12 protein-coding genes are annotated in these 12,389 nt (G+C 65.0%); 9 read left to right on the plus strand and 3 right to left on the minus strand.

Features of this window, described 5'->3' with window-relative positions; translation table 11 throughout:
• Positions 1 to 2: 2 nt before the first annotated feature.
• On the minus strand, positions 3 to 1,190 hold the full coding sequence (locus ACVWZ4_RS00730; RefSeq protein ID WP_456789944.1) for an amino acid ABC transporter permease: 1,188 nt from the start codon (positions 1,188 to 1,190) through the stop codon (positions 3 to 5).
• A gap of 85 nt (positions 1,191 to 1,275) precedes the next feature.
• Between ACVWZ4_RS00730 and ACVWZ4_RS00735 the strand changes: the two genes are divergently transcribed.
• The 4 genes from ACVWZ4_RS00735 (at position 1,276) to ACVWZ4_RS00750 (ending at position 5,304) form a co-directional block, all read left to right on the plus strand.
• Positions 1,276 to 2,148, plus strand: a complete 873-nt coding sequence (locus ACVWZ4_RS00735; protein WP_456739645.1) for a MurR/RpiR family transcriptional regulator — start codon at positions 1,276 to 1,278, stop codon at positions 2,146 to 2,148.
• Positions 2,149 to 2,151: 3 nt separating this feature from the next.
• On the plus strand, positions 2,152 to 3,501 hold the full coding sequence (locus ACVWZ4_RS00740; protein ID WP_456739646.1) for an aspartate aminotransferase family protein: 1,350 nt from the start codon (positions 2,152 to 2,154) through the stop codon (positions 3,499 to 3,501).
• A gap of 12 nt (positions 3,502 to 3,513) precedes the next feature.
• Positions 3,514 to 4,527, plus strand: a complete 1,014-nt coding sequence (locus ACVWZ4_RS00745; RefSeq protein WP_456702475.1) for an amino acid ABC transporter substrate-binding protein — start codon at positions 3,514 to 3,516, stop codon at positions 4,525 to 4,527.
• A gap of 126 nt (positions 4,528 to 4,653) precedes the next feature.
• Positions 4,654 to 5,304: an aspartate/glutamate racemase family protein gene (locus tag ACVWZ4_RS00750; RefSeq protein ID WP_456702474.1), complete on the plus strand. Its 651-nt coding sequence runs from the start codon at positions 4,654 to 4,656 to the stop codon at positions 5,302 to 5,304.
• Here the strand turns inward: ACVWZ4_RS00750 and ACVWZ4_RS00755 are convergent.
• Positions 5,301 to 5,948, minus strand: a complete 648-nt coding sequence (locus tag ACVWZ4_RS00755; RefSeq protein WP_456702473.1) for a TetR/AcrR family transcriptional regulator — start codon at positions 5,946 to 5,948, stop codon at positions 5,301 to 5,303. The genes ACVWZ4_RS00750 and ACVWZ4_RS00755 overlap by 4 nt on opposite strands.
• A gap of 146 nt (positions 5,949 to 6,094) precedes the next feature.
• Between ACVWZ4_RS00755 and ACVWZ4_RS00760 the strand changes: the two genes are divergently transcribed.
• The 5 genes from ACVWZ4_RS00760 (at position 6,095) to ACVWZ4_RS00780 (ending at position 10,891) form a co-directional block, all read left to right on the plus strand.
• Positions 6,095 to 6,304: a ferredoxin gene (locus tag ACVWZ4_RS00760; protein ID WP_260375419.1), complete on the plus strand. Its 210-nt coding sequence runs from the start codon at positions 6,095 to 6,097 to the stop codon at positions 6,302 to 6,304.
• A 68-nt stretch (positions 6,305 to 6,372) separates the two neighbouring features.
• A complete protein-coding gene (locus tag ACVWZ4_RS00765; protein WP_456739647.1) occupies positions 6,373 to 7,593 on the plus strand; it encodes a cytochrome P450 in 1,221 nt (406 codons plus the stop codon).
• 33 nt (positions 7,594 to 7,626) lie between these two features.
• Entirely contained in the window at positions 7,627 to 8,949 is a 1,323-nt protein-coding gene (locus tag ACVWZ4_RS00770; RefSeq protein ID WP_456702471.1) for an MFS transporter, read from the plus strand.
• Positions 8,950 to 8,982: 33 nt separating this feature from the next.
• On the plus strand, positions 8,983 to 9,642 hold the full coding sequence (locus ACVWZ4_RS00775; protein ID WP_456702470.1) for a sulfite oxidase-like oxidoreductase: 660 nt from the start codon (positions 8,983 to 8,985) through the stop codon (positions 9,640 to 9,642).
• Between the two features lie 25 nt (positions 9,643 to 9,667).
• Positions 9,668 to 10,891 (plus strand): bifunctional alpha/beta hydrolase/OsmC family protein, encoded by a 1,224-nt coding sequence (locus tag ACVWZ4_RS00780; RefSeq protein WP_456739648.1) that lies wholly within the window; start codon positions 9,668 to 9,670, stop codon positions 10,889 to 10,891.
• A gap of 4 nt (positions 10,892 to 10,895) precedes the next feature.
• On the opposite strand, the gene pdxR is transcribed toward ACVWZ4_RS00780, so the two are convergent.
• Complete coding sequence (pdxR, locus tag ACVWZ4_RS00785) at positions 10,896 to 12,350, minus strand: MocR-like pyridoxine biosynthesis transcription factor PdxR (RefSeq protein ID WP_456739649.1); 1,455 nt, start codon at positions 12,348 to 12,350, stop codon at positions 10,896 to 10,898.
• Positions 12,351 to 12,389: the final 39 nt, after the last annotated feature.

Genomic DNA, 12,389 nt, shown 5'->3' on the forward strand with positions numbered 1-12,389 from the left:
GCTCAGCGCTCCGCCAGCGCGATGCGCGCATTGTACCAGTTCATGAAGAAGCTGATGCCAAGGCTGATGGTGAGGAAGACAGCCATGATCAGCGTGATCGCCTCGATCGCCTGCCCGGTCTGGTTCAGCGTGGTGTTGGCGATCGACACCACGTCCTGGTAGCCGATCGCGACCGCGAGCGAGGAGTTCTTGGTCAGATTGAGATACTGGCTCGTCATCGGCGGCACGATCACCCGCAAAGCCTGCGGCAGGATGATCTGCCGCAGCATGAAGCTGCGGCGCAGGCCGAGCGCGCTGGCGGCATCCCACTGCCCGCGCGGTACGGATTGAATGCCGCTGCGCACGATCTCGGCGATGAAGGCCGAGGTGTAGGTCACGAGCGCGATCAGCAGTGCGAAGTATTCCGGCGCGAGCGTAAGCCCGCCGACGAAGTTGAAGCCGCGCAGGTGCGGCCATTCGATTGTCCAGGACACGCCGAGCAGCAGCGACACCGCCGCCGGCAGCGCGACAATGAAGCCGAGCGCAAAGGGCCAGGCCGGCCGGGGCCTGCCATCGCGCATCTGCTGCGCAAGCAGCCGGCGCCGAACGACATAAAACGCGACGGAGCCCAGCACGGCCGCGCCGAGGACCCGGAGTTGCGGCGAGCCAACCGGGATCGCCGGCAGGATCAAGCCGCGATTGGAGAGGAACACCCCCTCGACAGGCCGCCACGCCGCACGCGCCGCCGGCAGCGCCTGCATCAGCACGTACCAGAACAGCAGCTGCAGCAGCAGCGGGATGTCGCGCAGCACTTCCACGTAGACGGCGGCGAGCCGCGACAGCAGCCAGTTGGCCGAGAGCCGGGAAATTCCGATCAGCGTGCCCAGAATGGTCGCAAGCACGATACCGATCACGGCGACACGCAGCGTGTTGGCGACGCCGACGACGAAGGCCCAGAGGTAGCTGTCTCTGGGATTGTACGCGAGCAGGCTGTCGGCAATCGGCATCCCCGCCTCGCGGCCAAGGAAGGCGAAGCCGGTGGTGATGCGACGGGCCGAGAGATTGGTGACGGTGTTGGACCAGAGGAAAACGATGACCGCGACGGCGATGCCGACCACCAGCACCTGCCAGAACAGGCCCTTCAATTCATTCGGCCCGAGCGCGCCGAAAAAGCTGCGGCGCGGCGGCGGCCTCGGATCGTCTGATGTCACGGCACAAAAATCCTTCCTGAAACAGCGATTTTGGCGGCGCACGTCAACTGTTGCACCAATCCTTAAATCGTGCAACAAATGTTTCATGGCCGTGTCAGCGAAATCCTCGCCTTTGAGCGAACTGCGCATTGCGTTGCCATCGCTGCCCCTGCGCTTGCAGGAGGTCGGGCGCTTCGTCGCGGCCAACGATTACGACGCCACCACGCGGTCGATGCGGGATCTCGCGGCGGAAGCCGGCGCCGATCCGGCCGCGTTCACGCGCTTGGCCAAGGCGATCGGCTATTCCGGCTGGGACGAATTGCGGGCCGCGCTGACCGAGGCACGACGGCCGTCGCAGATCTCACCCTTCTCGCTCCGCGCCAAGGATCGTCGTCACGGTCCGAATTCCGATGTCGCGCTCGTCACCGACAAGCTCGAGGCCGAAGCCGCCGGCCTGCCGCGCATCTCCGCCCACGCGATTGCGGACGCGGCTCGTGCGCTGCATCATGCAAAACGGATCTGGATCACCGGCTATCGGAGCTGTCGCAGCGTCGCGGAATTGCTCAATTACGAGCTCCGGCTGTTTCGCCCCGAACAGGTGCAGATCGTCGGCGCCTCGGGCCCTGACGATCTCGATCTCGGCTCGTTCCGTCCCGGCGAGGCCGTGATCGTCATCGGCTTTACCCCCTATACCAATGCCAGCGTCCGGGTCGCACAGGCCGCCTATCGTGCCGGCGCGAGGCTGATCGCGATCGCTGACAGCGTTGCCGCGCCCATGGCCGAAGGCGCCGAGCACGTGCTGCTGTTCGAGGCGGCCTCCTCGCCCGGCTTCTTTCCCAGCCTCACCGGCGCGCTCGCAATCGCGCAGTCGCTTGCCGCGGTCGTGTTCTCGCTCGGCGGCGCAGCCGCCAAGAAGCGCTTGGAGGACACCGAGGCACGGCTCGCCGCAGCCTCCACCTACGTCTCAGAGAAAGGTTGATCCATGAGCACCCGCACCAGCCGCGTGCTGCATCGCTCGTTGCGTGAGACGCCCCCCAGGGCTATCGGCGGCGAAGGAATCTATCTCTTTGCCGAGGACGGACGCCGCGTGATCGACGCTTCCGGTGGCGCGGCGGTCTCCTGTCTCGGCCATCAGCATCCCCGCGTGATCGCGGCCATGGCGAAGCAGGCCTCGACGCTCGCTTATGCGCACACCGCCTTCTTCTCCTCCGAGCCGGCCGAGGCGCTGGCCGAGACGCTGGTCGGTCATGAGCCCGGCGGGCTCGCCTACGCCTATTTCGTCAGCGGCGGATCGGAAGCGATCGAAGCCAGCATCAAGCTGGCGCGGCAATATTTCCTCGAGCGCGGAGAGCCGCAACGGCAGCATTTCATCGCGCGGCGGCAGAGCTATCACGGCAACACGCTCGGCGCGCTCGCCGCCGGCGGCAACGCCTGGCGCCGCGCGCCCTATGCGCCGCTGCTCTCGGCCGCCTTCAACCATGTAACGCCCGCCTTTGCCTATCACGAGAAGCACGACGGTGAATCCGATACGCAGTTCGCGGCGCGGCTGGCCGCGGAGCTGGAGGCCGAGTTCCAGCGTCTCGGCCCAGACACCGTTGCGGCGTTCCTCGCCGAGCCAGTCGTTGGCGCCACGGCCGGCGCCGTGACCGCGCCCGATGGTTACTTCAAGGCGGTGCGCGAGATCTGCGACCGGCATGGTGCGCTGCTCATCCTCGACGAGGTCATGTGCGGCATGGGCCGCACCGGCACGATGCATGCCTGGGAGCAGGAGGGCGTCGCGCCCGATATCCAGGCGATCGCCAAGGGGCTCGGCGGCGGCTATCAACCGATCGGCGCGATGCTCGCGAGCAGAGAGATCATCGATACCATCCGCTCTGGCTCCGGCGCCTTCCAGCACGGCCACACTTACCTCGCACATCCCCTGGCCTGCGCAGCTGCGCTCGCCGTGCAGGACGTGATCCGGGAGGACAAGCTGCTTGAGCAAGTGAAGAAGCACGGCAAGTTGCTCGAGCGACGGCTCACCGAGCGCTTCGGCAATCACCGCCATGTCGGAGACATCAGGGGCCGCGGCCTGTTCTGGGCGATCGAGCTGGTCGCCGACCGCGCCACCCGTGCTTCGTTCGATCCGGCGCTCAAGTTGAACCAGAAGATCAAGGCGGAGGCCTTTGCCATTGGGCTCGGCTGCTATCCCGGCGGGGGCACCGCGGACGGCGTCCGCGGCGACCATGTGCTGCTGGCACCGCCCTATATCGCGTCGGCAGACGAGATCGATCGGATCGTCGACAAGCTCGGCACGGCCGTCGACATCGTGTTGGGTCGTGTCAATCACTGAGGGGAGAGTAGCATGATGAGGAAACTGGTTATTGCAGCCGGCGCGCTCGCGGCATCGACCGTGATCGCGTCAGCGGCGACGCTCGATCAGGTCAAGAGCCGCGGCACGCTGGTATGCGGCGTCAGCGCCGGCTTTGCCGGTTTCTCGGCGCCGGATTCACAAGGCAACTACAAGGGCCTCGACGTCGATTACTGCCGCGCCCTCGCGGCCGGCGTGTTGGGGGATCCGGACAAGGTGCGCTACGTCTCGCTGACCGCGCAGAACCGCTTCACGGCGCTGCAATCGGGCGAGATCGACGTGCTCTACCGCAACTCCACGCAGACATACCTGCGCGGCGTGACGCTGGGCCTGCGCCAGGGTCCGATCAACTTCTATGATGGCCAGGGCTTTGTCGTGAAGAAGGACCTCGGCGTGAAGGAGCTGAAGGACCTCAAGGGCGCGACCGTCTGCGTCGCGCAGGGCACCACGCACGAAGTCACGCTCGGCGATTACGGCCGCGCCAACGGCATCGACTGGAAGCCGCTGGTGTTCGACCGCGTCGATACCATGTACCAGACCTTCTTCGGCGGCCGCTGCGATGCCATGACGCAGGACGCGTCCGCGCTCGCCGGTGCCGTCACCACCGCGGCGCCGAACCCGGCCGATTACGTCGTGCTGCCGCAGACCATCAGCAAGGAGCCGCTCGGCCCCTTCACCCGCAACGGCGACGAGGTCTGGAGCGATATCATCACCTGGCTGCATTACGGCCTGATCGAGGCCGAAGAGCTCGGCGTCACCCAGGCCAATGTCGACGAGATGGCGAAGTCGCAGACACCCGCGATCCAGCGTCTGCTCGGCGCTTCCGGCGATCTCGGCTCCCGGCTTGGCCTCGACAACAAATGGCTGGTCACGGCAATCAAGGCGACCGGCAATTACGGCGAGATCTATGAGCGCAATGTCGGCAAGGCGAGCCCGCTCAAGCTCGAGCGCGGCCTCAATGGCCTCTGGAGCAAGGGCGGCTTGATGTACGCCATTCCGTTCAAGTAAACGTCTCCGTGTCCGACGCGCGGATGCGCAAAGCCCGGACCAGCGGCCACAAGGTGCCCCTCTGCAGCGCAAGACTTCGCATTGCGCTGCGTCCGGGGCACGAGACCTGTCAGGTAATCACCTTCAATGACGACGTCCCCTCGCATCGCCCTGATCCACGCCCTCAAGCATTCCATCGCCCCGATCGAGGCGGCGTTCGCACGGGCGTGGCCGGAGGCGCGGCTGATGAACCTGCTTGACGACAGCCTCTCGGCCGATCTGGCCCGCGACGGCAAGCTCGACGATGCCATGACCGATCGCTTCCTCGCGCTCGGTGACTATGCCGCAGCGACCGGAGCGAATGGCATCCTCTTCACATGCTCGGCCTTCGGCCCCTGCATCGAGGCCGTTGCGCGGGCGCATGCGCCGATGCCGGTGCTGAAACCGAACGAGGCGATGATCGAACGTGCCGTGACGATGGGCAAAAGGATCGGCCTGCTCTCGACCTTCCCGCCGACGCTGGCGTCGATGCCGCCTGAGTTTCCGGCCTCCGTCCAGATCGTGCCGAAGCTTGCCGAGGGCGCGCTGGCGGCGCTCGACCGCGGCGACCGCGCCACGCATGACCGACTGATTGTCGAGGCGTCAAAAGACCTGCGCGATTGCGACGTCATTGCGCTGGCCCAGTTCAGCATCGCATCATCAGCGCCGCTGGTCGCGGAGGCCACCGGCCGCCCGGTCGTGACGACGCCGGACAGCGCGGTCGAGAAGCTGATGAAGCTGCTGAAAGCGAAGGCCTAGGCGCCGGCCTTTTTCTGACGCCGCGCGTGCTTGATCGCGACTGCGAGAGCAGCCTTCGTCTCGTTCACAAAATCCTCGACCAATTCCTCGCGCGAGGCATGCGCCGCCTCGCCGGTGAACAGGCCCTGCTCGGCCAGCATCACCACGCCGTGCAGCGCCGCCCAGATCTTGAGTGCCTGCCGTTCGCGCAAATAGGCGACCGCCGGCGCTTCCAGAGCTTCAATCACGAGCGCGAACGTCTCGCGCGTCGCCTCATGCAGCTCGCTGCCCTTGGCCGCGCAGGACACGGTGCGGGACGCAAACATCAAGCGGTAGACGCCGTTGCGACGCAGACCGAAGTCGAGCGTTGCCTGCGCCAATCGCGACAGTTTCGATTGCTTCGACGGCTTCGCCATTGCGTCGCGCAGCATCGCGGTGAACTGCCGGAACGCCTCCGCGGTCACCGCGGCAAGCAGTGCCTCGCGATCGGCGAAATGACGGTACGGCGCCGGCTGCGAGACTCCGAGCTGCTTTGCCAGCGCTTTGATGCTGATCGCTTCCGCCCCGCCCTGCTCCGCCTCGCGCAATGCGGCCTTGATCAGGGCGTCGCGGAGATCGCCGTGGTGGTAGGTGTTCTCGGGCTTACGAGCGAGATGTGACCGCATGTTACGGCGGAGCCTATAAGTTTGCACTTGACAGGGAAAGCCTGTCGATAATGTAATAGCATATAACTTAAAACAGACGGCAAATGCCGCAGAGAAGAGGAATGCGCCGCCCTTCGGGCCACGCGCATACGACCGAGGGAGCCGCAATGGCAGAGCGACTGAAAGTTCGCGTCGATCCCGACAAATGCCAAGGCCACGCCCGCTGCAAGGCGCTGGCGCCTGAATTGTTCGAGCTCGACGAATACGGCAATGCCCACGAGGCCGGAGACGGCACGGTTCCGCCAGGGCTCGAAGACAAGGCCTGGCTTGCCAAATCCAACTGCCCGGAAATCGCGATCGATGTGATCGAGGAGTAGCGCGGCGCCCGCGTCCTCGCGTGCCTTCACCGAACACCAGCCCCAAGGAATTCGGAGGGATTCTAGAGATGTCCGACGTCAGCCAGCCTGCCGCCCATCCGCCCGTGACCGACTGGGTCAACGATTTCGACCACACCGACCCGCAATGGACCGACGATCCCTTCCCGATCTGGGAGGAGCTGCGCGCCGCGAGCCCGGTCGTGCATACCGAGCGCTTTCTCGGCTGCTATATGCCGACGACGTATGAAGCGGTGCGCGAAATCGCCAACGACACCGAGCATTTTTCGTCGCGCCGCATCATCGTCCGCAACGTCCGGCCCGAAATCGCGCGAAACGCGGCACCGCCGATCACTTCCGATCCGCCCGTGCACAAACCGGCCAAGCAATTGCTGCTGCCGCCTTTCACGCCGGACGCGATGAAGAAACTGGAACCGCGGATGCGCGCGATCTGCAACGAGCTGATCGACGGCTTCATCGCCGATGGCAAGGTCGACGCCGCCGCGCGCTATAGCAAATACATCCCGGTTCAGGCCATCGCGCACATGCTCGGCATTCCCGAGAGCGACAGCGACCTCTTCATCAACTGGATCCACATGATCCTGGAGCTCGGCATCAAGGACGAGAACATGCTGCTGCAGGCCGTGCAGGAGATGAGCGACTATTTCAGGGGCCATATCGAGGAGCGCAGATCGAAGCCGACCGACGATCTCATCTCTTATCTGATGAATGCCAAGGACCGGGATGGCCAGCCGCTGGAAGAGTCGCATGTGCTGGGCTCGCTACGGCTGCTCCTGATCGCCGGCATCGACACCACCTGGAGCGCGATCGGCTCCTCGCTGTGGCATCTCGCCCGCACGCCTGTAGACCGCGAGCGGCTGATCGCCGAGCCGGAACTGATTCCCACCGCCGTGGAGGAGCTGCTGCGCGCCTATTCGCCGGTGACGATGGCCCGCGAAGTGGTCAAGGACACCACGGTGTCAGGCTGTCCGGTCAAGGCAGGCAACATGGTGCTGCTGTCCTTCCCGGCCGCCAACCGGGACCCAAAAATGTTTCCGGATGCCGACAAGGTCGTGATCGATCGCCGCGAGAACCGCCATGCCGCCTTCGGCCTCGGCATCCACCGCTGCGTCGGTTCCAACCTCGCGCGGATGGAGATGCAGGTCGCGTTGGAGGAATGGCTGAAGCGGATCCCGGATTTCCGGCTTGATCCGGCAGGCACGGTGACCTGGTCGCAGGGTACCGTGCGAGGCCCCCGCCAGTTGCCATTTCTGCTGGGAAAGGCGATGTAGGCCTTTCCCGGGACCAACGCAGAGAGGCCGGACGTGACAGAGCTAGCGACCCAACCGGCCTCCGACCATATCGATATTGCCGACGCCAAGCGGCGGATCAAGGCGATCTTCATCGGCTCGATCGGCAATCTCGTCGAGTGGTACGACTTCTACGCCTATACGGCGTTCGCGCTGTATTTCGCCCCGGCCTTCTTCCCCGGCAACGATCCCGTGGTGCAGCAATTGAACGCCGCCGTGGTCTTCGCCGCAACCTTCCTGATGCGACCGCTGGGCGGCTGGTTCTTCGGCTACCTCGCCGACCATTTCGGCCGACGCATCTCGCTGACATTGTCAGTGGTGTTCATGTGCTTCGGCTCGCTGATCATCGCGCTGACGCCGACCTATGCAACGATCGGCTTTGCCGCGCCGGTGATCCTGGCGCTCGCCCGCGTCATCGAGGGCCTCAGCCTCGGCGGCGAATACGGCGCCAGCGCCACGTATCTCAGCGAGGTCGCCGATCCCAGGCATCGCGGCTTTTATTCGAGCTTCCAGTACGTCACGCTGATCGGCGGCCAGCTCACCGCGATCATCGTGCTGCTGCTCCTGCAAAAGGTCTTCCTCACGCCCGAGGAGCTGAAGGCCTGGGGCTGGCGCATCCCGTTCGCGATCGGCGCGGCGCTCGCGATATTCGCAGCCGTGATGCGCCGCGGCCTGCATGAGACCGAGGCGTTCGAGGAAGCCAAGAAGGTCGTGAAGCCGACGGGCTCCCTCACCAATCTGTTGCGTTATCCGCGCGAGCTGTTGCTCGTGGTCGGCCTGACCGCCGGCGGCACCGCGGCGTTCTACACCTTCACCACCTACATGCAGACCTTCGTCAAGCTCTCGGTCGGCCTGACCGAGGACCAGACCACCTTCGTGATCTTCGGCACGCTGATCTTCGCGACCATCCTGCAACCTGTCTACGGCGCGATCTCCGACAAGATCGGCCGCAAGCCGCTCTTGATCTTCTTCGGCGTCGCCGGCACGCTAGCAACCGTACCGCTGCTGATGACGCTGAAAGAGACCAAGTCGCCATTCACAGCGTTCATCCTGATCTGCTGCGCCTGGCTGTTCGTTGCCGGCTACACCTCCATCAACGCGGTGGTGAAGGCAGAGCTGTTCCCGACCAATGTCCGCGCTCTCGGCGTCGGTTTGCCCTATGCGATCACCGTCTCGCTCTTCGGCGGCACGGCGCCTGCGATCGCGCTCTATTTCAAGACCATGGGACACGAGCAGTGGTTCTACTACTATCTCGCCGGAATCATCTTCCTGTCGCTGATCATCTATTCCACCATGCGGGACACCAAGCACGCCTCCGCGATGCACCGCCACGAATAGCCCGTTCACGAGTAGCCCATTCACGAGTTGAATATGGCCGACGAGACGCCATCCGACAGCAAGCTGACGCGCACCAAGGAGAAATGGGCGCGCGAGGGCCGCTTCCTCACCGGCAGGATCACCCGACCCGAGGACCAGCGGCTACCGCCCGGCCAGCATCTGACAAAAGACTGGCCGGTGCTCGATCTCGGTGTCCTGCCGCCGGTCTCGCGCGAGCGCTGGCGGCTCGACGTCTACGGCGCGATCGAGCAGCCTTTGTTCTGGACTTTTGCCGAGTTTGCCGAGCAGAAGCAGGATCAATTCACCTCCGACATCCATTGCGTCACGACATGGTCGCGCTACGACAATGAATGGGAGGGGCTCGCCACGCGCGAGCTGCTGGCGACCTGTCGGCCGCGCGACGATGCGCGCTTCGTCGTGCTGCATTGCTATGACGGCTACACCACCAACCTCGCGCTGGAGGATTTCGCTGCCGAGGACGCGCTGCTTGCCCATAGCTGGTCCGGCCAGAAGCTGTCGGACGAGCATGGCGGCCCTGTCAGGCTCGTCGTGCCGCATCTCTATTTCTGGAAGAGCGCGAAGTGGCTCCAGGCGATCGAATTCGTGACCGACGACGCACCGGGCTTCTGGGAAGTCCGCGGCTACCATAACCGCGGCGATCCCTGGGCCGAACAGCGCTACTCGAGCGATTAGGTTCAAGCAAACACGGGGAAGGTCCATGCCGACGGAACGCTTTCAATTCACCGGCGAAGCGGGCCATCAGCTCGCGGCCGCGCTGGAGCTGCCGGACGGCGAGCCCGCGGCCTATGCGCTGTTCGCGCACTGTTTCACCTGCGGCAAGGACACGCTGGCAGCCAAGCGCATCTCGGTCGCGCTTGCCGCCAGGGGCATCGCGGTGCTGCGTTTCGACTTCACGGGTTTAGGCTCGAGTGAAGGTGATTTTGCCAATTCGACATTCTCCTCGAATGTCGCCGACCTCGTGCGCGCCGCCGATCATCTGCGTGCGACCCGCAACGCGCCGTCGATCCTGATCGGTCACAGCCTTGGCGGCGCCGCGATCCTGGCAGCCGCGGGAAGGATTCCGGAGGCCAGGGCAGTCGTGACGATCGCCGCACCGTCCGATCCCGCGCACGTCACCGGCCTGTTCAGCGGGCATCTCGACGACATCCGCACACGGGGCGAGGTCGACGTCTCGCTCGCAGGTCGCCCGTTCCGGATCAAGCGCGAATTCCTCGACGACATCGTCGAGCACGCGCTGATGAAGGACGTCACCGATCTCCATAAAGCACTGCTGATCATGCAATCTCCAGTCGACGATACCGTGGGCATCGATAATGCCACCAGGATCTTCGTTGCGGCGAAGCACCCCAAGAGCTTCGTCTCGCTCGATCACGCCGATCATCTCCTGACGAAACCCGCCGATGCGCTCTACGCCGCGGACGTGATCGTTGCCTGGGCGAGCCGCTACATCGACATCGCAAATCCGGTCAAAGCGGTGGATCTTCCGGAAGAACCTCGCAGGGTGGTGGTGCGGGAGACCCGCAAAAGCAAGTTCAACCAGATCATCACGGTCGGGCCTCATCATCTCGCGGCGGACGAGCCGGTGGCTGCCGGCGGCGAGGATGCGGGTCCAGGGCCCTATGATTTCCTGCTTGCCGGCCTCGGCGCCTGCACCTCCATGACCATGCGCCTTTATGCGGACCGCAAATCGCTGCCGCTCGATCGCGTCACCGTCACACTGAAGCATTCGAAAATCTACGCCAAGGACTGCGCGGAGTGCGAGACGCGGGACGGCATGCTCGACCAGATCGAGCGCGATATCGCGATCGACGGCGCGCTCGATGCCGAGCAACGCAAGAAGCTGATGGAGATCGCCGACAAGTGTCCGGTGCACCGGACCCTGACCTCGGAGATCCGCATCGTGACCAGGGCCGTGGACTAGCGCGCTAGAAGCACGACGCCATCGTCCGCAGCGCTGCGCTGATCTCGCTCTCGCGCCAGGCCGCAAAGCCGAGCAGCAGGCCATGATCACGCGGCCGTCCCAGCGCCAGACTGGATAGTGCCCGGGTTTCGACGCCTGCATCGACCAACCGCCTGACCACCGCTTGATCGGCGCGACCACGCCTGAGACGCGCGACGAGCTGGATACCGCCCGAGGGCACCTCGATCGAGAGCACCTCGCCGAGATGGCGCTCCAGCCCCGCGACGAGATGATCGCGCCTGAGGTGATAGAGCCGGCGCATCCGGCGCAGATGCGCGAGGAAATGCCCGTCGGCAATGAACTCGGCGAGCGCCTCCTGAATGTGGCTGGACGCGATCAACCCGATGTGCCGCTGCGCGATCTCCAGGGCACTGACCAGCGCCGGCGGCGCGACGAGATAACCAAGCCGGATATCCGACGTCATCGCCTTCGAGAACGTGCCGACGTAGAACACGCGGCCGTGGACATCGAGTCCCTGCAGGGCCGGCACCGGACGGCTGTCATAATGGAATTCGCCATCGTAGTCGTCCTCGATGATCCATGTCTTGCCGGGCCTGCTCGATCTCAAGAACTCGCTCCGGCGCGCCAGCGACATCAACCGCCCGGTCGGATGCTGGTGCGAGGGCGTCACGAAGATGAGCTTGGGCGCCGTCATTCCCGGCATTCGCTGCATACCCTGCTCGTCGAGCCCGATGCCGGTCACCCGCGCGCCCGACGCACGGAAGGCGGCTGCGGCACCGGGATAGCCGGGATCCTCGACCCAGACCTCATCGCCTGGCGTGATGAGCACGGCCGCGATCAGCGTCAGTGCGGCCTGCGCACTCGGCAGGATCATGATCTGGTCCACTGTGGCGCGAACGCCTCTGCTGGCCGCGAGATAATGCGCCAGCGCTTCACGCAGGCGCATTCGGTTGACCGGGCCAAGCTCTCGTCTGGCAGCGCGCACGGCGCTGCGGCGCAGGCAGCGCGCCCAGACCTCGTTCGGAAACTCGCGCGCATCGCCATGCCCCGGACGTAGCGGCTTGAGCGGCGCCTGGTAGGACATCGGCCAGTCGGTCTGCGTGAGCTTCGAGGCCCAGGGTGACAGCGGCACTTTGCCGGGACGGAGGCTCGAGCCGCCCCCGCGCGCCGCTGCAAAGCGCTCACCGCCATCGACTGTCACCACGGGACGGCGGCCGTGCGACGCCTCGAGATACCCTTCAGCGGCAAGCTGCTCGAATGCATAAGTCACGGTGTTGCGGGAGACGCCAAGCTCGCTCGCAAACCGGCGGCTCGACGGCAGCGCGCTGCCTTTGGCGAGGCGCCCGGCCGCAATCAGCCTTCGGAGCTGGCCGGTCAATTGCGCCACCAACCCCTCTTCATCAGCCCGGCCGAGTTCGACCAGGCCGGCGATCATGCTCTCCGAAACTGGCACCTTCATCTTCTCCGATCTGGCACTTTTTCGGGTGCCAGGCGAGAT

The organism is Bradyrhizobium sp. USDA 4472 (assembly GCF_054058595.1).